Here is a 19,469-nt window from a genome sequence, read left to right as displayed (position 1 = left end):
GTCAGGACGAGTGGAACGGCAGTCCGGCGTCGGCCACCAGCTCCAGGTCCTCCGTGTCCTCGGCGGGCAGCAGCGTCGCCGTGCCGTCGGTGACCGGGACGACGCCCAGCTCCAGCAGCTCGGCCAGCGCGGCGCTGCCCGCCATGTCCCGCACCTGGAGCTGGTAGCGGGCGGTCGTGCGGTAGGTGCCGCCGTTCTCGTCGCCGGTGCGCTGGAGGAAGCCGGACTCGGTGAGGAAGGCGGCGGCCTTGCCGACGATGCCGGTGGTGGAGCCGGGGAGCCGGCGCGCGTCCTTGGTGGCGCCGGTGGCGCTGCGTCTGGCCCAGACGCGCCAGGCCGCCTCCAGGCCCGGGGCGTCGGTGGCCGGGTCGGTGTTCTCGCCCTGCTGCTCGGCCCGCTCCTCCAGCCGACGGCAGGCCTGGCGGACGAAGGCGTCCACCCCGTTGACCGTGACGCGGCCGATGTAGCCGTCGTCGGCGAGGTCCTCGGGGCGCGGGTAGGCCATGGCGGCGACGGCGAGGTGGGCGAGGCCGTGCAGGAAGCGGTCGCCGGAGTCGGTGGCGGCGCGGCGCGCGTAGTCGCCCATGCGGACGGCGAACACCGAGTCCTCGGCGGCGGTGACGGCCATCCCCGCGCGCGGGGACACCTCGAGGACGACGAGGCCGAGGCCGGCCGCCACGGCGTCGGCGAGCCGCGCGAAGGGCGGGTCCTCGCGGTAGCGGCGCAGCAGGTCGGCGTACTCCTGGTCGCGGGCGGGGAGCAGCTTGGGCTGGAGGCCGAAGGCCACGAGCCGCGCCGCGTCGGCGGCGTCGGCGGGCGTGACGGCCGCGGTGGCCGGTGCGGCTCCCGCCTCCGGTTCGCTCCGGTCGACGTGCTCGGTCACGGTCGGTGCTCCTCGCTGTGCTGGTGGGTGGTGCCGTGCTGCTGGTTCCCGCGGTGCGGGTGGGCGGTTCCGGGCCGGCGCCGGCTGCCGGGCCGCCCGGGTGGTCCGGCGCCGTTCACGCGGCCTCCGTCCGGTCCGCCGCCATCCCCGCCGCGTCCAGCAGCGCGGTGCCGACGATGAGGTCGGCGCCGCCGAACTCGGGATCGTCCAGCTCGGTGCCGTCGTCCACGGCGAACAGCAGCTTGGGCTCGCCCTGCCGGTAGGCGGTGCCGACCGGCGGGCTGGCCGCGTGCACGGCCAGCAGGGCGACGAGGTACGGCAGGTCGGGGTCCTGTGCGCGCGCGTCGGCCAGCAGCCCGGACAGACGGCGCGGGGCGTCGTGCGGCAGGTCGAGCAGTTCCATGGCGGAGGCCAGCTGTTCCTCGCTGAAGCGGCTGTCGTCCGGGGTGGCGATCAGGTCGGGTTCCGGCATCTCGGCGCCCAGGTGTTCCCGCTCCACCGGCGGGGTCAGCAGGATGTCGACTAGGTCGCCGACCCGCACCGAGACGGGTGTGCGCAAACCGGTGCCGTGCGCGAAGAAGGCGTCGGTCGCGCGGAGCGCCTGGTCCAGCGGCAGCGGCAGGACGGGGGCGACCAGGTGCCCGTACAGGTCGAGGCCCGAGGTCGTCAGGGGGGTGGCGAAGGCCTGCCGGTCCTGTTCGGCGCGGAAGAGCGGGCCGGCCTCCAGCAGCCGGGACTGCAGCTGGGTGTGGCGGCGGATGCAGTCCTTGACGATGTCGACGAGCTCGGCGGCGCGCCGCTTCTGCTCGGGGTCCTCGGACTCGTCGCGGGCCTTGCGGATGTTGGTGAGGATGGCGTTCTCGTGCCGGTACCGGTCGGCGACGTGGTCCAGGGCCTCGGCGATCATGTCGGGGACGGCGGTCAGCCAGTCGACCGCGCGGACGTTGCGCCGGGTGGCGTCGAGGGCCTTGCGCAGGGTCTCCGAGTACTGGACGGTCCGGTAGCGGGCCTGCTCGGCGGCGAGCTGGGCGTCGGCGAGCCGACCGCGGCTGATCAGCACCTCCAGCTTGACCTCGGCGGCGATCTGGGCGCTGGTGACATCGGTGTCCAGGGCGCCGACCAGGACGTTGACCGCTTCGTCGGTGGTGCGCAGATAGACGGTGCCGCCGGGGCCGGGGACCTCCTCCAGGAGCTTGAAGTCGTAGTCGCGCCGCACATAGGTGCCGTCCGGCTCGAAGGTGCCGTACACCGCGCGGAAGCCGCGGTCGACGCTGCCGACGTTGATCAGGTTCTCCAGGACCCAGCGGGCCACCCGCTCGTGCTCGGCGGCGGGCCGTGCCGGGGCCTGGGCGGCGACGCGCGGGACGAGCCGGGCGACTATCTGGTCGTGGTCGGCGCCCGTGTCGAAGTCCATGTTCAGTGTGACGAGGTCGATGGCCGCGAGGGCCACCTCCGCCATGCCGTACACCGAGTACTCGCCGGCGAGGTTGGCCTTGCGCGCGTCGAGGTCGTGCAGCGGCGCCGTGCAGGCGAGCGCGCGCAGCCGCCGCGCCAGTCCCTCGTCGGCGGCCGGGCCCGGGGCGGGGCGCGGCCCCGCGCTGAGCTGGGGCGGAACGCTGTCCGTCGATGCAGGCGAAGTCACGGTGCACAGACTAGGTCCTCGGTCCGACAACGACCCAAACGACGCAGAACCACCGAGCCGGCACCGGCCCCGCGCCCGGCCTCCGCCGCCCCTCAGGCGGGGGCGGCGCCGTCGTCGCCGACCCGCCGCAGGTACACGTCCACGACCCGCTCCAGCGAGTTCTCGAGGTAGACGGCGAGCAGCCGCGCGGCCGTCTCGCGTTCTCCCGCCCGGAGGGCCTCGAGTATCTCCGCGTTCCGCGCGATGTACGGCTCGTGCAGGCGCCGCGGGTCGTCCACGACGTGGAAGGCGAGGCGCAGTTCGGCGAAGACGCTGCGCATCAGCTCGTCCGTGCGCTCACTGCCGGCGAGGGCGACCAGCTCCCGGTGGAAGTGGATGTTGGCCGTACCCACCCCTTTCCAGTCACCTTCGACGGCCGACCGCCGCCCGTCCTCGACGGCCGAGGCGACCCCGTCGAGGCCGTACGGCGGCTCGCCGAGGCCCCGGACGACGGCGCACTCGACGAGGGCGCGGGTGCGGTAGATGTCCTCGACGTCCTCGACGGTCAGGACCCGGACGAAGACGCCCCGGTTCAGCTCGTGGACGAGCAGGCGTTCGTGGGTGAGCAGCCGGAACGCCTCGCGCAGCGTGTTGCGGGAGACGCCGAGTGCGCCGCCGATGCTGTCCTCGGACAAGCGCGTCCCGGGTGGGAAGTACCCGTCCGCGATGCGGCTCCTGAGGATGTCCGAGACCCGCTCCGCCGTGCTGGTCCGCCCGAGGAGGGCACGGTCGTCGGCCAGTCCCGTCAACTGCTCTGCCATGCCCGGAATTCAATCGCAGATACCAGAACGAAACAACATGGGTATTGAGGGATCGTTGAACGATCCCCTACGGTGCCTTCAGGTGTTCTCCCGCGGCGCCCGCTCACTCACCGTTCCACCGCGCCGCCGCACCGACCGGCTCACTCGACAAGCACCCTCCGTCCTCCCCTGCGAGGTGCCCATGAGTACGACCCCTCCCCCTCCCACCCGGTCCGCCGGCATCCGCGACGGCGCCGCCGAACGCCCCACCGACGACGGCCCGTCGGGCTGGCTGCGCGCCCTCGGTCCGCGGGGCCGGCGCGCCTTCGGCGGCGCGTTCGGCGGCTACGCCCTCGACTCCTACGACTACTTCACGCTGCCACTGACGATGGTCGCGCTGGCCGCGTACTTCGGCCTGGACAGCGGGCAGACCGGTCTGCTCACCACGGTCACCCTGGTCGTCTCGGCCGTCGGCGGCGCCCTCGCGGGTGTTCTCGCGGACCGTGTGGGCCGGGTCAGGGCGCTGCTGCTCACCGTGATCACCTACGCCGTGTTCACGGTGGCCTGCGGGTTCGCGCCGAACTACGAGACGCTGCTGGTCTTCCGTGCCCTGCAGGGCCTCGGCTTCGGCGGCGAGTGGGCGGTCGGCGCGATCCTGGTCGCCGAGTACGCGAGCGCCCGGCACCGGGGCCGGACCCTCGGCGCGGTGCAGAGCGCGTGGGCCGCGGGCTGGGCGCTGGCGGTGATCGTGTACACGCTGGTGTTCTCGGTGACGGGCGACGACCTGGCCTGGCGTGTCATGTTCTGGACCGGCGCGCTGCCCGCGGTGCTCGTGGTCTGGGTGCGGCGCAGCGTCCACGACGCGCCCGAGGCCGCCGCGGCCCGCGTGCGGGACCCGGGCAAGGGCTCGTTCACGGCGATCTTCCGGCCGCGCACGGCCGACGGGCCGGGCCTGCTGCGCACCACGCTCTTCGCGAGTCTGCTCTCCACCGGTGTCCAGGGCGGCTACTACACCCTCGCCACCTGGGTGCCGACGTACCTGAAGGACGAGCGCGAGCTGTCGGTCGTCGGGACCGGCGGCTATCTGACGTTCCTGATCTCGGGCGCCTTCCTCGGCTACCTCACCGGCGGCTACCTCACCGACCTGCTGGGCCGCCGGCGCAACATCTGGCTCTTCGCGCTGCTGTCGGCGGTCTGCATCCTGGCGTACGCGAACATCCCCAGCGGCGCCAACGCCCTGCTCCTGGTGCTCGGTTTCCCGCTCGGCTTCTGCATGTCGGCCATCTTCAGCGGCTTCGGTTCCTACCTGAGCGAGCTGTACCCGACGGCGGTGCGGGGCGCCGGACAGGGATTCACGTACAACACCGGACGCGCCGTGGGCGCCGTCTTCCCCACGACGGTCGGCTTCCTGGCCGACAGCTGGGGTGTGGGCGGCGCGCTCGCTGGCACTGCTGGGGCTGCCGGAGACCCGCGGGAAGGAACTGGCATGAACCACTCGCACCACGTGGCCGAGGACCGGCCGATCGCCCTCGTCGACGAGCACGCGCACGCGTGGAGCCCGGGAACGGCCCGCGCCCGCTTCCGGGACGGGCTGACCGGCCCCACGGCCGGGGTCGCGGCCGGCCACACCCAGGCCAACCTGATCTCGGTGCCCGCCGACTGGGCGTACGACATGCTGCTGTTCTGCACGCGCAACCCGAAGCCGTGCCCGGTGCTGGACGTCACGGACGCCGGGAGCTGGACCACCGCACTCGCCGACGGCGCGGACCTGCGCACCGACCTGCCGCGCTACCGGGTGTGGCGGGACGGCGAGCTGGTGGAGGAGCCGACGGACGTGCGCGCGCACTGGCGGGACGACCTCGTGTCGTTCCTCATCGGCTGCAGCTTCACCTTCGAGTGGGCGCTGACCTCGGCGGGCGTGCCGATCCGCCACGTCGAGCAGGGCCGCAACGTGCCGATGTACGTGACCAGCCGCCAGTGCCGTCCGGCGGGGCGGCTGCACGGCCCGATGGTGGTCTCCATGCGCCCGGTGCCGCCCGCGCACCTGTCGGCGGCGATCCACGAGACCAGCCTGCTCCCGGCGGTGCACGGCAGCCCGGTGCACTGCGGCGATCCCTCGGCGCTCGGCATCGGCGACCTGGGCCGGCCGGACTTCGGCGACCCGGTGGACACCGCGCCGGACGACATCCCGGTGTTCTGGGCCTGCGGAGTGACCCCGCAGGCGGCGGTGATGGCCTCGCGCCCGCCCTTCGCCCTCACCCACGCCCCGGGGCAGATGTTCCTCACCGACGCCCGCGACGAGCAGTACCGCGTGGCCTGACACCCGCCCAGGACGTTGTGCCGGGAGGCACCGGGCAGCGCCGCGGGAGTGGCGGGCCACCGCTGCGGGCGGGTGCCGGATGCCCCGGCGCCCGTCTCGCGCGCGTGGCGCCGGGGTTCGTCGGCGGCCCGCGTCGGCGGGTGCGTCAGCGGGTCGGGGCACCGTCGGCCGGGCCGGCGTCCGCGGTGGCCGGTCACCACGGGCTCGCCTGGGCCCGGCCCCGAGGCGGCCAGGGCGCGCGGCGGGTGTCTCGCCCCTCGCCGGCCGTGGATCACACGGCCGGCGCGTCCGGTCCGAAGCGGCTGCGTACCGCCGTCTGGACCTCGTCCTCCTCGGCCGGATCGGCGGCGAGCCGGCGCAGCCGTTCGACGACGCGGTTGTCGCCGGTCTCGGCATAGCGGGCGGCCAGTTCCCGGGTCGTCTCCTCGCAGTCCCACAGGCACTCGACGGCGAAGCCGGCGGCGAAGGACGGGTCGGTGGCGGCCAGTGCGCGGGCGGCCCGGCCACGCAGATGGGAGGAGGCGGTCTCGCGGTAGATGTGGCGCAGGACCGGGGCGGCGCAGGCGATGCCGAGCCGGCCGGTGCCGTCCACGAGGGTCCACAGGGTGGGCGCGTCGGGGCCCTCGCCCCGTACCGCCTCCCGCAGTGCGGCGAGGACGAGTTCGCTGTCCTGGGCGCCGCCCCGGCAGGCGAGCACGCGCCCGGCGGCGGCGCCGAGGGCGTCGGGCCGGTGGACCCAGCCGCGCGCCCGGTCGACGGCGGCGGGGCCGCGCATGCGCTCGAAGGCGGCGACGGCGGCCTCCACGACGGGTGCCGAACCGGTGATCACGGCGCCCTCGATCAGACCGAGGGCCTCGGGATCCTCGCAGTCGGCGAGATAGCGCAGGGCCGTGCAGCGGGCGCCTTCGGTGCCGGTCCGCGCGGCCTCGACGATCTCGGCCCGGTCGTCGGGGCCGGCGACCGCGGTGAGGCAGCGGGCGGCGGGGACGTGGAGCGCGGCGCCGCGCTCGACGCCCTGCTGGGCCCACTCGAACACGGCCCGGACGCTCCAGCCCGGACGCGGCCCGCTGGGACTCATCTGCCGCTGCCAGCGGTCGAAGCAGCCCGCCTCGTGGGCGGCACGCACGCGCGTGGCGATCGATTCGCGGGAGTCCTCCGCCCACAGCCGCCAGGGCCTGGGTTCGAAGGCGTCGCGCACGGCGGCGGCCAGTTCGGCGTCGCCCTCGGCATCTCGTGGGAAGCGGGCCAGTACGGGCGCGGCGAGGGCGCGCAGCCCCGCGTCGTCGTCGCGCAGCGCCAGCTCGTCCAGGGCCCAGGCCCAGTTGACGCCGTGGGCGGCGTACCGGCGCAGCAGCTGGAGCGCGTCGAGCCTGCCGTAGGAGGCGAGGTGGCCGAGCACCGCGAGGGCCAGCCCGGTGCGTGACTCGTCGGAGTCGAGGACGTCCTCGGGGTCGAAGAGGTGGGTCTCGATCGCGTCCAGCTCGCCGTGCAGGTCGAGGTAGAGGCGGGCGTAGTAGAGGGAGCGGTTCTCCACCTGCCAGTCGTGGCGGGGATCGCGTAGCACACAGTGGTTCAGTGCCGCGAGCGCTTCGGCACGCGGGGCGGTGAGCGCGTGCAGCGTGCCGTCGCCGCGACCCCGCTGCAGCAGGCCGAGCAGGGTACCGCTGGGCGCTATGACCGGATCGAACATGGGAAACAGCCTCACATCAAGCGTCGACGCAACCGGGAACCACGCGTTACCTGGCCGCGTGACAACACGTCGGAGCGCCCGCCGTCTCTTGCTTGCCGTGAACCATGTTTCTCTGCCTCTCGTCGGTGGCCCATGCGGGCCGCATCACGGCCCGCGCGGTGCGGCCAAACCTGCCCAGCCATCGCGTCCGTGAACCACGTCGTCATGATGACCCGGCGGTCACATCTGCCGCGACCGAAATTTCGGCGGCCCCGTACCGCCTCCCCCGTTTGTCGTATTTTCCCTGGTCAGCGCATGGAACCAGGAGTGGATCAGCCAGGGATCACGCCACCCCGAACAGCTCCAGCAGCTCGGTCCGGGCGAACATCCGCGCCGTGTCGACCGCCGACGGGGTGCCCGCGGACGGATCCGCGCCGGCCTCGAGGAGCGCCTTGGCCACGTCCGTCTCCCCCTTGAAGGCGGCACCGGCCAGCGGTGTCTGGCCCCGGTCGTTGACCCGGTCCACGTCGGCGCCTCGGGTCAGCAGCTCGCGGACCGCGTCGGCGTGGCCGTGGTAGGCGGCGAGCATGACGAGGGAGTCACCCCGGTCGTTGGTGAGGTTGGCCGGAACGCCGGCGTCCACATAGGCCACCAGCTCCTCGGTCCGCCCCTGCCGGGCCAGATCGAAGATCTTGGTCGCCAGCTCCACGACCTCGGGGTCGGGGGCTTCACTCATCGGCCGGACCACCTCTCACTCACGGACGTTCGAACGTCGGGGACTGCGTGTGCGCACGGCCGCGAGCGGTGCGGCCGTACGAGTGAATCGCCAGGGTACTGGCTCGCGCCGCACATGAGCGGACGCGCCCGAGGCAAAGATCGTCACGGACCCGGCCCGGCGCAACCCCCGCGCGCGGCCGGCCCGAGGACCGCTCCGCCACACGGGGCAAATTCATGAAAATTCCTCCATTTGCACCTTTAATCGTATGGATACATCCTGTGAGCCTGGAAGTACTCATGGTGACTGTCCCCGCGAACCAGGAGAACTCACATGATCCTCTCGATCTCAGGCGTGGTCCTGCTCGGCATCGTCGTCTTCATCTTCTTCCGCAAGGACGGCCTCAAGGCCTCTCACGCGCTGGTCGCGGTCCTGTTCGGCTTCTACCTCGCCAGCACGGCCATCGCCCCGAGCATCAGAGCGGGCGGCGAGAGCCTGGCGGGCCTCCTCGGCGGAATCAAGTTCTGACGGCTCGGCCCGCCCGAAACCCGCACGTACGGACTCCCAGGAGGCAGCAGTGGCCCGGCGGCCCCTCCCCCGCATTCTGAGCAACGGCGGCGCACAGCTCGCCCGGAGCCGGGAGCTGGCCCGGACGGCGGCCGACAGCGCCACGGACGTCCTCCAGCCGCTCATCACGATCGGCCGCGGTCTGCGACGGCTGGCCTCGGCCGCCCGGCGCAGATGGACCGAGACCCCCAAGGACCGGCGCGGTGCGCTGCTGTTCCTGGTGGCCTCCGTGGTCCTGGTCGTGGCGCTGGCTCCGTACGGCCCGCTGCTCGCCGTCATCGTCCTGATGACGGCGGCGGCGTGGCAGGGCAGGGACCGCACGCCGCCGGGGCCCCAGGGCCCCGACGACGCGCAGATCCAGCGCCTCAAGTCGCTCTACGAGGCGCTGGTCCCCTACTTCTCGATCGCCGAGGACCCCGATCCGCTCTACGTCCACGGCGGCGCGTGGGAGAAGGCGTTCCCGGCCCACGAGTTCGACGACGCCGGCCGTGTCACCGAGCTGGTGATCCGCTACCCGGCGTACTTCACCGACGGGGAGGCCCAGTCCAGGGCGCGGATCGAGCACCTGCTCACCGCCAAGGCCGGCCGGGGCCGCGAGTACCACTACACGTGGGACGAGGAGGCCAACCACCTCACCGTCGCCGTCCTCCCGCCGCTGCCCACCGACATCGCCGCCCAGCGGTTCGTCACGGCACCGGGCGAGACGGTCCTGGGCTTCACCGACCCGACCCGGGTGCAGCGCACCCTGCCCCTCACCCACGGCGAGGAGCAGCGGGACGTGCCGCCGGTCGTCTGGCGCACGGGCATCCGCTCCACCGAGCCGCATCTGCTGGTCCTCGGGCAGCCCGGCACCGGCACCTCCACCCTGCTGCGCTCGATCGCCCTCCAGGCCCTGCACCACGGCGACCTGGTCATCGTGGACGGCGGCGGCACCGGCGAGTACGCCTGTCTGACCGGGCGCGACGGCGTCCTGGCCGTCGAGTGCGGCCTCGCCGGAGCGCTGACCAGCCTCGAGTGGGCGGCTCACGAGACGGAGCGCCGGCTGATCGCCGTCAACCGGGCCCGGCAGGAAGGCCGGCCGGCGCCCGACGACACCCGGCGGCCCCTGTGGGTCCTGGTGGACCGTCCGAGCGCGTTCACGCACCTGGCCGCCGCGGACGGCCGCAGGGATCCCCAGTCCCTGCTCCAGATCCCGCTGCGGCACGGCCGAGCTGCGAACGTGACAGTGGTCGTCGCCGACCAGCTGGACGCGCTGGACGGCCTCGTCGACGCCGTACGGCAGCACACGCGCGCGCGGGTGGTGCTCGGTCCGGCCACGGCCGACGAACTGACGACCGTGCTGGGTGCCGCCCCGCACACCACGCCCGTCGACCAGGTGCCGCCCGGCCGCGGCTACGCCCGCCTGGGCAACGGTCCGGTGCACCGGCTCCAGGTACCGGCCACGCCGGACCCCTACGACGACGCGACGAGCGACGCGCAGCGGCAGGCGGTCCTCGACCTGCTGCCGCCGCGCACGACGCCCGCCGACGGCGAACAGGCGGCCGTGCCCGCGAAGGCCAGGCCGCACACGATCCTGATCAAGACGAAGGGCGTCCCGGTCGAGACGCGGACCGTCGCCACCGAGGGGACGGCGAGGCTCGAGACCAGGTCCGCCCCCGCCGGGACGAAGACGTCCCCCGGGGAGACGGAAGAATCCCCCGACATGCCCGGGCCGGTCACGGCCTCCCCCGCACCGGAGAGGACCGTCGCCGGAGCGGCGCCGGCCGAACCGGTCGCCCCGGATTCGGTTCCCGCCGAGGCCGTCGCCGCAAAAGCCGTTCCCGCCAAGGCCGTCGCGGCGGAGACGACCTGACCCGCGGGTCCGGCCGCGCGGTGTCGCCCCGCCCGGCCGGGCCACCGGCCGCCCCCCGCGCTCCCCGGCGGGTCCCCGCCGTCGGCGGGGCCCGTCCCGGCTAGGCCACGAAGGTCCGGGGCGCCTCGCTTCCCCCGGCGCCGCCGTTCTCCACCAGCCGGGCCGCCGCGGCCAGCCGTGCGGCCGCCTCGTCCGCCACCGCCCCACCGACGGTGAACGGCAGCCGGACGTATCCCTCGAAGGCCCCGTCGACCCCGAACCTCGGCCCGGACGGGACCCGCACCCCCACGCGCTCCCCCGCCTCGGCGAGCCGCGAACCCGAGAGTCCGCCGGAGCGCACCCAGAGGGTCAGGCCGCCGCGCGGCACCTCGAACTCCCAGTCGGGCAGCTCGCGCCGCACCGCCGTCACCAGCTCGTCACGGTTCTGCCGGGCCTGCTCGCGGCGCATCCGCACCGCCTGCTCCCAGCCGCCCGTGCTGAACAGCCAGTTCACCGCCAGCTGCTCCAGCACCGGCGTGCCCAGATCCGCGTAGGCGCGCGCGGCGACCAGGCTGCGGATCACGTCGGGCGCGGCGCGGACCCAGCCGATGCGCATGCCGGCCCAGAAGGCCTTGCTGGCGGAGCCGACGGTGACGACCGTGGAGCCGGCCGGGTCGAAGGCGCAGACGGGGCGCGGCATCTCGACGTCGTCCTCGAGCCACAGCTCGCTCATCGTCTCGTCGGCGACGAGAACGGTGCCGGCCGACCGGGCCGCGTCCACCAGCCGCCGCCGCTGGTCGTCGTCGGCGAGCGCGCCGGTGGGGTTGTGGAAGTCGGCGACGACGTAGGCGATGCGGGGCGCGGCCTCGCGCAGCACCTGCCGCCAGCGGTCCACGTCCCAGCCGGTGAGGCCCTCGGCCATCGCGACGGGGACCAGCCGCGCCCCCGCCTCGCGCATCAGCTGGAGGATGTTGGCGTACGACGGCGACTCGACGGCGATGCGCTCGCCGCGTCCCCCGAAGAGGTGGCAGATCGCGTCGATCGCGCCCATCGCGCCCGTGGTCACCATGATCTGCTCGGGCATGGTCGGGATGCCGCGCGCGGTGTAGCGCTCGGCGATCATCGACCGCAGCGCGGGCAGCCCGGCCGGGTAGTCGCCGTGGGTGTGCGCGTACGGCGGCAGCTCCTCCAGGGCGCCCTGCACCGCGCGGGTGAGCCAGGGCTCGGGCGCGGGCAGCGCCGCGCAGCCGAGGTCGATCATCGAGCCGAGGGCCTCGGGCGGCAGGGGCTCCAGGCCCCGCGCGGGCAGCGGGTTCCCGGCGGGTACGGCGGTCCAGCTGCCGGCGCCGCGCCGGGACTCCAGGAAACCCTCGGCGCGCAGGGCCTCGTAGGCGGCGGCGACCGTGGTGCGGCTGACGTTCAGGGCCAGGGCCAGCTCGCGTTCGGCGGGCAGCCGGGCGGCGACCGGCACCCGCCCTTCGAGGACCAGCAGCCGGATGCCGTCAGCAAGCGCGCGATAGGCGGGCGGACGGCGGGTGCCGGGGCCGGCCGGACGGTCCTGCTGGGAGCCGAGCAGCCGGGCGAGCTGAGCCGCTCCCACGGCCGAGGTCCACTGCGCCATGGAAATCAGTCCACCTTCCCCGAATTGGCCATGGTTGGCTCTGCTTCTCAAGCCACAGGGTGTCATGCAGCAGGCCACTACCACCACACAGGGGGGCACATCTTGTCCAGCCGATCCGGACACGGTCATCTCGCACGACGGCTGACACAGCTCTACGGCGGACTCGTGCTCTACGGCGCGAGCTCGGCGCTGCTGGTCAGGTCGGGACTCGGCCTCGAGCCCTGGAACGTGCTGCACCAGGGCCTCGCCGAGCGCACGGGCCTGTCCATGGGCGTGGTGCTGACCATCGTGGGCGCCGCCGTGCTGCTGCTGTGGATCCCGCTGCGACAGCGGCCGGGCCTGGGCACGGTCTCCAACGTGCTGGTGATCGGGGCCGCGATGGACGCGACGCTGGCCGTGGTGCCCGATGCCCACGGCTGGACGCTGCGGATCGCCATGATGGCGGCGGGAATCGTCCTGAACGGCGCGGCGACCGGGCTGTACATCGCGGCCCGGTTCGGGCCGGGCCCGCGTGACGGCCTGATGACGGGCCTGAACCGGCGCACGGGCCTGTCGGTGCGCCTGGTGCGCACGGTGCTGGAGATCACCGTCGTGGCGACGGGCTTCCTCCTCGGCGGCACGGTCGGTGTCGGCACCCTGCTGTACGCCCTGTCGATCGGCCCGCTCGCCCAGATGTTCCTGCGGTTGTTCGCCGTGCCCGTGGCACCGGAAGGCAGCACGGTGGTTGCCGCGGGTCAGCCGCGGCGCGCGATACTGCGGCGGTGAGCACCCCGATACGCCACCCCTACCTCGACCATCCCGGTCCGATCGCCTTCGCCCACCGGGGCGGTGCCGCGGACGGCCTGGAGAACACGCTGCGCCAGTTCCGGCACGCGGTCGACGCGGGCTACCGGTACATCGAGACGGACGTCCACGCCACGCGGGACGGGAGGCTCGTCGCCTTCCACGACGCGACCCTGGACCGGGTGACCGACGGGGCCGGCCGGATCGCCGACCTGCGCTGGGAGGAGGTGCGCCACGCGCGCGTGGCGGGCGAGGAGCCGGTGCCGCTCTTCGAGGAGCTGCTGGAGACCTTCCCCGACGTGCGCTGGAACATCGACGTGAAGGCGGAGCCGGCGCTGCGACCCCTCCTGGAGCTGATCGGGCGGAGAGACGCCTGGGACCGGATCTGCGTCGGCTCGTTCTCCGAGGCCCGGGTCGTCCGTGCCCAGCGGCTGGCCGGGCCGCGCCTGGCCACCTCGTACGGCATCCGGGGCGTTCTCGGCCTGCGGCTGCGCTCCTGGGGGATCCCCGCCGCGCTGCGCCGCTCGGCGGTGGCCGCGCAGGTGCCGGAGGCCCAGTCGGGCATCCAGGTGGTGGACCACCGGTTCGTGCGCGCCGCCCACGCGCGCGGGCTCCAGGTCCACGTGTGGACGGTGAACGATCCGGCCCGTATGCACCGGCTCCTGGACCTGGGAGTGGATGGCATCATGACCGATCACATCGACACACTGCGCAAGGTCATGGAGGACCGCGGCGTCTGGGTCTGAGACCCCGGGGACCCGCGGCCGGGGCTCCGGCGGCGGCGCGCGTTCACGGGGAAGCGAGGGCACGGGTGGGGACCGAGACCGTGCGGACGGACGCGGCGGACGGAGCCGCCGACCGACGGCGCGAGCAGCGCGGCTGGTACTTCTACGACTGGGCGTGCTCCGTCTACTCGACGAGCGTGCTCACCGTGTTCCTGGGGCCCTATCTGACGTCGGTCGCCGAGTCGGCGGCGGACGCGGACGGCTATGTGCACCCCCTGGGCATTCCGGTGCGCTCCGGGTCCTTCTTCGCGTACTCGGTGTCCCTGTCGGTGATCGTGGCGGTACTGGTGATGCCCCTGGTGGGCGCCGCGGCCGACCGCACGGGCCGCAAGAAGCCGCTGCTCGGGGCCGCCGCGTACACCGGGGCTGCGGCGACGGCCGGCATGTTCTTCCTCGACGGCGACCGCTACCTGCTGGGCGGTCTGCTCCTGATCGTCGCCAACGCCGCACAGTCGGTGGCGATGATGCTCTACAACTCCTACCTGCCGCAGATCGCGCCGCCCGAGGAACGCGACGCGGTCTCCTCGCGCGGCTGGGCCTTCGGCTACGCGGCCGGGTCCCTGGTCCTGGTCGTGAACCTGGTCCTCTACACGGCCCACGACTCGTTCGGCCTGAGCGAGAGCGCGGCGGTCCGCGTCTGCCTCGCCTCGGCCGGACTGTGGTGGGGCGCCTTCGCGCTCATACCGCTGCGGCGGCTGCGCGACCGCCGCGCCCCCGCCCGGGAGGCGTCCCTCCCGGGCTTCCGGCAGCTCGCGGCGACCGTCCGCGACATGCGCCGCCGCCCGCTGACCCTGGCCTTCCTGCTGGCCTACCTCGTCTACAACGACGGCATCCAGACGGTGATCTCCCAGGCCTCGGTCTACGGCTCCGAGGAACTGGGGCTCGGGCAGTCCACGCTCATCGTGGCCGTGCTGCTGGTCCAGGTGCTGGCCGTGGTGGGCGCGCTGGCGCTGGGCCGGCTGGCCCGGACGTACGGCGCCAAGCGCACGATCCTCGGGTCGCTGGTCGCCTGGACGGTCACGCTCGCGGCCGGGTACTTCCTGCCGGCCGGGGCTCCGGCGTGGTTCTTCGTGCTGGCCGCCGGCATCGGTCTCGTCCTCGGCGGCAGCCAGGCGCTGTCCCGCTCGCTCTTCTCGCACCTGGTCCCGCCCGGCAAGGAGGCCGAGTACTTCTCCGCGTACGAGCTGAGCGACCGCGGCATGAGCTGGCTCGGGCCCCTGCTGTTCGGGCTCACCTACCAGCTGACCGGGAGCTACCGGGACGCGATCATCTCGCTGGTGGCGTTCTTCGTCATCGGTTTCGTCCTGCTCGCGCGGGTACCGGTACGGCGTGCGATCGCCGACGCGGGCAACCCGGTACCCGAAAGGATTTAGCACTCGACACGAAAGGGCTGTAGTGTACGCGTTTGGCCTGCCAGGCGTACCGTTACTGCGCGTCAATGGTGCCGAAACGCTATGTCGCATCTGGCAACAGAGGTGACAAACCGGACGTCGGCGGGTACTGCACTGGGTGACAAGGCTGCGGCTGCGACGGCGACGCAGGGCCCGGAACGGGGACTCCGGACGGGAATCTTTACCGCCGCCCGGACGTTGACCGGATGACGACGACAGCGACACCTGTCCTGTGGGCGACAAGCCCGGGAGGCACGATTCATGAGTGAGCGAGCTCTTCGCGGCACGCGCCTCGTGGTGACCAGCTACGAGACGGACCGCGGCATCGACCTGGCCCCGCGCCAGGCCGTGGAGTACGCATGCGAGAAGGGGCATCGATTCGAGATGCCCTTCTCGGTCGAGGCGGAGATCCCGCCGGAGTGGGAGTGCAAGGTCTGCGGGGCCCAGGCACTCCTGGTGGATGGCGACGGCCCTGAGGAGAAGAAGGCCAAGCCCGCGCGTACGCACTGGGACATGCTGATGGAGCGACGCACCCGCGAGGAACTCGAAGAGGTCCTCGAGGAGCGACTGGCCGTTCTGCGCTCCGGCGCGATGAACATCGCGGTGCATCCGCGGGACAGCCGCAAGAGTGCGTAGTCCCCACGGGGGCTGAGCCGAGCTTTCAGCGACGCAAGCGATCGCGGGCGCCGTACGTGGTTTCACGTACGGCGCCCGCGCTTTGCTGTGTGCCCCTCTTGCCAGGGGTGGGGTGCGGTTCCGTCAGCGCGTCAGCGGCGGGCGGGGGTCCTGCGGGGCGTCGCCCGGCTCGTCCCGGATCACCTCGCCCTGGACGACCTTGCCGTCCGGGTGGTGCATGCGGGCCTGCCGGAAGGCGTCGCCCAGGGTGCCCGGGACGGCCTCGCGGAGCTTGCGCTCGACGGTGCGCTGCGTGTACCGGCTCACGGCCTTCTGGACCGGGGGCAGCAGGAGGAGCAGGCCCAGCGCGTCCGAGATCATGCCGGGGATCATCAGGAGCAGGCCGCCCAGCATCGTCAGCCCGTTGCCCTCGCTGTTCGCGCGGGGCGTGGGCGTCGCGCCGGGCTGCTGCTGTTGCAGCGTCTCGGTGAGATCACGGAAGGCCCGGCGGCCGGCCCGCTTGATGACCACGGAGCCGAGCAGCAGGCCCGCGACCAGGATCAGGAAGACCACCCACCCGCTCGACGCGCCCGCGACCACGGTCAGCAGCCAGATCTCCAGCACCAGCCACGCGGCGAGGCCCAGCGGCAGGAAGGTGCGCAGCCGGGAGCGCCGGGGCCGGGCGGAGGGCCTGGGGGTCTGAGCGCCTGTCGTCATACCCCCAGTGTGCCTGGGCCCGGCTCAGCACGGGATAAGGGGGTGATCAGGCCTTCTCGTCCGGTGCGCCCGGCCGCGCCGGTGCGGCGGCGTCCTGGTCGCCCGGCTTGTCGGTGGGACTGTCGCCCGGCTTGTCGGTGGGACTGTCGCCCGGCTTGTCGGCGGGCTTGTCGCGGCCCAGGACCTTGCCGACCCGCTCCCCCACGCCCCACGTGGTGACCCGCCAGAGGGCCTCCACCAGGATGTCGCGGCTCATCTTCGAGTCGCCGAGTTCGCGCTCGACGAACGTGATGGGCACCTCGACGACGTGGTAGCCGGCCTTGACCGCCCGGCGGGCCAGGTCGACCTGGAAGCAGTAGCCCTGGGAGGCGACCTCGTCCAGACCGAGCCCCTCCAGGGTTTCCCGGCGGAAGGCGCGGTAGCCGCCCGTGATGTCGCGCAGCGGCAGGTCGAGCGCCAGGCGCGAGTACATGCTGCCGCCGCGGGAGATGAACTCGCGGGACTTGGGCCAGTTCACCACCCGGCCGCCGGGCACCCAGCGGGAGCCGAGCACCAGGTCGGCGCCCTTGAGCGCGGTCAGCAGGCGGGGAAGCTCCTCGGGCTGGTGGGAGCCGTCGGCGTCCATCTCGACCAGCACGCCGTACCCGTGCTCCAGGCCCCAGCGGAACCCGGCGAGGTAGGCGGCCCCCAGCCCTTCCTTGCCCTTGCGGTGCAGGACCTGGACGTGGTCGTCCCCGGCGGCCAGTTCGTCGGCGAGCTTGCCGGTGCCGTCGGGACTGTTGTCGTCGGCCACGAGAACGTGTGCCTCGGGGACCGCCTCGCGCACACGCCCGACGATCGCCTTGATGTTCTCCGCCTCGTTGTAGGTCGGGATGATCACCAGGGCCGTGCCCAGGGGGCCGAACCGCCTCCCTTGGTCCGCTGCCGCGAGCGTCCCGTCGCCGTCGTTCACTGCTGCCCCTTCATGTCCGTACGCAGAGGACCACCATAGTGGCCGCGGCCTGCGATGACGTGACAGGACGTGCGAAAGGTGGTGTCCTCGCCCGGGAACCGGGGTAGGGATGCGCGTTTCGGACCGTTTCCTCGGCGGATGGGGGCCCGGCGCCCTTCGGGCCGACCAGGGACCCGCTGGCTGCGGGTCGACCGAAAGCCGTTGTCTACTGAGCGCCCGGGCCCCACCCGGGTCACACCTCCCGACCGGCCGTATCGTTCCCCCGCCGTGGCGCGAGCGCTGAGCCTGGCTCCCAGTGGCGGTGCGCCGGTGCGGCACACCGTCCCTGACGCAGCGGCGCCGCGGCGAGTGCGCGGAGGTTTCCCGGTCGGGCGTCCGGTGGTGGACTCCGTCGAACCTACCGGCCCTCCGCCGTCGCCTGTCAACAGTCGTTCGACCTGCGGCTTTCGCACCAATGCCCAGGTCAGCGCGGCGGACGGCCGGTGTCTGCCGGCCGGAAGATCACCGCCCCGTCGCCCGTGGAGATCACTCGCCCGGCCGTACGAACACCGTCCGGCCGCCCACCACGGTGCGCAGGCAGGCGGGCAGGTCGCGGCCGGGGGTGAGGTCGGGCAGGCCGGGCGTGCCGGAGCGCGGGTCCGTCGACCAGCGCGCGACCCGGTCGTCGGGTGCCTGGACCACCAGCTCGCCGGTGCGCCAGACGGCGTAGTCCGCGGGTGCTCCCGGCACCAGGACGCCCGCGTCGTCCCGGCCGATCGCCCGCCAGCCGCCGCGCGTATGCGCCCTGAAGGCCGCGCGCACGGAGACGCGGTGCTCCGGGGTGCGGTGGAAGGCGGCCGCCCGGACGGTGCCCCACGGGTCGAGGGGGGTGACCGGGCTGTCGGAGCCGAAGGCGAGCGGGACACCGGCGCGCAGCAGGGCCGCGAAGGGGTTGAGGGCGCGGGCCCGCTCGGCGCCCAGCCGCTGGGCGTACATGCCGTCCTCGCCGCCCCACAGCGCGTCGAAGGCGGGCTGGACGGAGGCGGTCAGGCCGAGCTCGGCGAAGGCCGCGACGGTCTCCGGGGTGAGCATCTCGGCGTGCTCGACGCGGTGGCGGGCGGCGCGGACGCGGGCGAGGCCGACCTTCTCGGCGGCGGCGCGCACGCCCTCCACCACGGCGGTCACGGCGGCGTCGCCGATGGCGTGGAAGCCCGCCTGGAGGCCCGCCTCGGTGCAGGCGACGACGTGGGCGGCGACGTCGGCGGCGTCCAGGTAGGCGGTGCCGGTGTGGCCGGCGTCGGCGTAGGGCTCGTGCAGGCAGGCGGTGTGCGAGCCGAGGGCGCCGTCGGCGAAGAGGTCGCCCGCGGCGCCGAGCGCGCCCAGCTCCCTCGCCTTGTCGACGTCCTGTTCGGCCCAGTAGCCGACCACACGCGGTCCGTCGCCCTCGGCCGCGAGGCGCAGCAGTCCGGTGAGGTCGTCCTCGGAGGAGATCTGCGGGCCTGCGCACTCGTGAACGGTTCCGATCCCGAGGGAGGCGGCGTGCGCGAGGGCGGCGCGCTGGGCCTCGGTGCGCTGGGCGGAGGTGATGGCACCCAGCGCGGTGGCGCGCGCGGCGTGGTGGTCGTCGGCGGTGAGCGGACCGTCGCTCCGGCCGACGTCGCCGGGGACCAGGTCGAGCAGCGCGGTGGTGACGACCGCGGAGTGGACGTCGATACGGCTGAGGTAGAGGGGCCGGCCGCCGGTGGCCTCGTCCAGTTCCGCGCGGGTCGGGGGCAGGCCGTCGGGCCAGCGGGAGGCGTCCCAGCCGTGGCCGAGCAGGACCCGGTCGCCGGGGCGGGCCGCTGCGAAGTCCCGGACGAGGGCGAGGGCCGCCTCGCGGGTGGGGGCGCCGGACAGGTCGAGGCCGGTGAGGGCGAGGCCGGTGGACGTGGTGTGCACGTGTGCGTCGGTGAACGCCGGGGTGACCAGCGCGCCGTCCAGGTCGATCACCTCGTCCACGCCGTCCGCGAAGGCGTCCGCGGCGCCCTCGGAGCCGACCCAGGCGACCTGGCCGCGTTCGACGACCATGGCCGTCGCGAAGGGGTCGGCGGGACTGTGGACCTCGCCGCGGCGCAGCAGGACGGTGGCGGGCGGGGTGGTGGACTCACTCATGGACACCAGTCTCGCCCCTCGCGCCGGGCGGTCCGCACGCAGGTCGGCGCCGCGCGGGGCCGGAGCGTG

Annotated in this window: 16 protein-coding genes and 1 pseudogene; 8 read left to right on the top strand and 9 right to left on the bottom strand. The window is 73.7% G+C overall.

Annotation, left to right across the window (positions count from 1 at the left end; translation table 11 throughout):
- Position 1: 1 nt before the first annotated feature.
- From IEZ05_RS15675 to IEZ05_RS15665, 3 genes are all read right to left on the bottom strand, one after another.
- Positions 2-883 carry a hypothetical protein gene (locus tag IEZ05_RS15675; protein ID WP_189230699.1) on the bottom strand — a complete coding sequence of 294 codons (882 nt, stop codon included), beginning with the start codon at positions 881-883 and terminating at the stop codon, positions 2-4.
- 115 nt (positions 884-998) lie between these two features.
- A complete protein-coding gene (locus tag IEZ05_RS15670) occupies positions 999-2,525 on the bottom strand; it encodes a hypothetical protein (protein WP_189230698.1) in 1,527 nt (508 codons plus the stop codon).
- 92 nt (positions 2,526-2,617) lie between these two features.
- Positions 2,618-3,325, bottom strand: a complete 708-nt coding sequence (locus tag IEZ05_RS15665) for a GntR family transcriptional regulator (RefSeq protein WP_189230697.1) — start codon at positions 3,323-3,325, stop codon at positions 2,618-2,620.
- A 181-nt stretch (positions 3,326-3,506) separates the two neighbouring features.
- Here IEZ05_RS15665 and IEZ05_RS15660 point away from each other — a divergent pair.
- Positions 3,507-4,794: pseudogene (locus IEZ05_RS15660) on the top strand (MFS transporter).
- Positions 4,791-5,624 carry a putative hydro-lyase gene (locus IEZ05_RS15655; RefSeq protein WP_189230696.1) on the top strand — a complete coding sequence of 278 codons (834 nt, stop codon included), beginning with the start codon at positions 4,791-4,793 and terminating at the stop codon, positions 5,622-5,624. The pseudogene IEZ05_RS15660 and the gene IEZ05_RS15655 overlap by 4 nt, the downstream one beginning before the upstream one ends.
- Before the next feature lie 271 nt (positions 5,625-5,895).
- On the opposite strand, the gene IEZ05_RS15650 is transcribed toward IEZ05_RS15655, so the two are convergent.
- Together IEZ05_RS15650 and IEZ05_RS15645 are read right to left on the bottom strand one after the other, a co-directional pair.
- Complete coding sequence (locus tag IEZ05_RS15650; RefSeq protein ID WP_189230695.1) at positions 5,896-7,314, bottom strand: HEAT repeat domain-containing protein; 1,419 nt, start codon at positions 7,312-7,314, stop codon at positions 5,896-5,898.
- Between the two features lie 322 nt (positions 7,315-7,636).
- On the bottom strand, positions 7,637-8,029 hold the full coding sequence (locus IEZ05_RS15645) for an ankyrin repeat domain-containing protein (protein ID WP_189230694.1): 393 nt from the start codon (positions 8,027-8,029) through the stop codon (positions 7,637-7,639).
- Between the two features lie 312 nt (positions 8,030-8,341).
- Here IEZ05_RS15645 and IEZ05_RS15640 point away from each other — a divergent pair, with 312 nt between their 5' ends.
- Entirely contained in the window at positions 8,342-8,536 is a 195-nt protein-coding gene (locus IEZ05_RS15640; RefSeq protein ID WP_161166034.1) for a hypothetical protein, read from the top strand.
- A gap of 49 nt (positions 8,537-8,585) precedes the next feature.
- Positions 8,586-10,427, top strand: coding sequence for a hypothetical protein (locus IEZ05_RS15635; RefSeq protein ID WP_189230693.1), 1,842 nt, complete (start codon positions 8,586-8,588; stop codon positions 10,425-10,427).
- 100 nt (positions 10,428-10,527) lie between these two features.
- Here the strand turns inward: IEZ05_RS15635 and IEZ05_RS15630 are convergent, their stop codons facing one another.
- Entirely contained in the window at positions 10,528-12,027 is a 1,500-nt protein-coding gene (locus IEZ05_RS15630; protein WP_189230692.1) for an SCO1417 family PLP biosynthesis transcription factor, read from the bottom strand.
- A gap of 102 nt (positions 12,028-12,129) precedes the next feature.
- On the opposite strand from IEZ05_RS15630, the gene yczE reads away from it, so the two are divergent.
- The 4 genes from yczE to IEZ05_RS15610 all read left to right on the top strand — a co-directional run bounded on the left by yczE (position 12,130) and on the right by IEZ05_RS15610 (position 15,622).
- On the top strand, positions 12,130-12,792 hold the full coding sequence (gene yczE / locus IEZ05_RS15625) for a membrane protein YczE (protein ID WP_189230691.1): 663 nt from the start codon (positions 12,130-12,132) through the stop codon (positions 12,790-12,792).
- A complete protein-coding gene (locus tag IEZ05_RS15620) occupies positions 12,789-13,556 on the top strand; it encodes a glycerophosphodiester phosphodiesterase (RefSeq protein ID WP_189230690.1) in 768 nt (255 codons plus the stop codon). Before yczE ends, IEZ05_RS15620 begins: the two co-directional genes overlap by 4 nt.
- A gap of 65 nt (positions 13,557-13,621) precedes the next feature.
- Positions 13,622-14,968 (top strand): MFS transporter, encoded by a 1,347-nt coding sequence (locus IEZ05_RS15615; RefSeq protein ID WP_189230689.1) that lies wholly within the window; start codon positions 13,622-13,624, stop codon positions 14,966-14,968.
- A 279-nt stretch (positions 14,969-15,247) separates the two neighbouring features.
- Positions 15,248-15,622, top strand: coding sequence for an RNA polymerase-binding protein RbpA (locus IEZ05_RS15610; RefSeq protein ID WP_003977404.1), 375 nt, complete (start codon positions 15,248-15,250; stop codon positions 15,620-15,622).
- A gap of 123 nt (positions 15,623-15,745) precedes the next feature.
- On the opposite strand, the gene fxsA is transcribed toward IEZ05_RS15610, so the two are convergent.
- The 3 genes from fxsA to IEZ05_RS15595 all read right to left on the bottom strand — a co-directional run bounded on the left by fxsA (position 15,746) and on the right by IEZ05_RS15595 (position 19,400).
- Positions 15,746-16,318 carry an FxsA family membrane protein gene (gene fxsA, locus IEZ05_RS15605; RefSeq protein ID WP_189230688.1) on the bottom strand — a complete coding sequence of 191 codons (573 nt, stop codon included), beginning with the start codon at positions 16,316-16,318 and terminating at the stop codon, positions 15,746-15,748.
- 46 nt (positions 16,319-16,364) lie between these two features.
- A complete protein-coding gene (locus IEZ05_RS15600; RefSeq protein WP_189230687.1) occupies positions 16,365-17,270 on the bottom strand; it encodes a glycosyltransferase in 906 nt (301 codons plus the stop codon).
- A gap of 525 nt (positions 17,271-17,795) precedes the next feature.
- Positions 17,796-19,400, bottom strand: a complete 1,605-nt coding sequence (locus IEZ05_RS15595; protein ID WP_189230686.1) for an amidohydrolase — start codon at positions 19,398-19,400, stop codon at positions 17,796-17,798.
- Between the last annotated feature and the right edge of the window lie 69 nt (positions 19,401-19,469).

The organism is Streptomyces flaveolus, from assembly GCF_014648815.1.
GTDB classification, from domain to species: domain Bacteria; phylum Actinomycetota; class Actinomycetes; order Streptomycetales; family Streptomycetaceae; genus Streptomyces; species Streptomyces flaveolus.
Note: the sequence above shows the minus strand (reverse complement) of the source record. Positions and strands in the feature narration are given on the sequence as shown.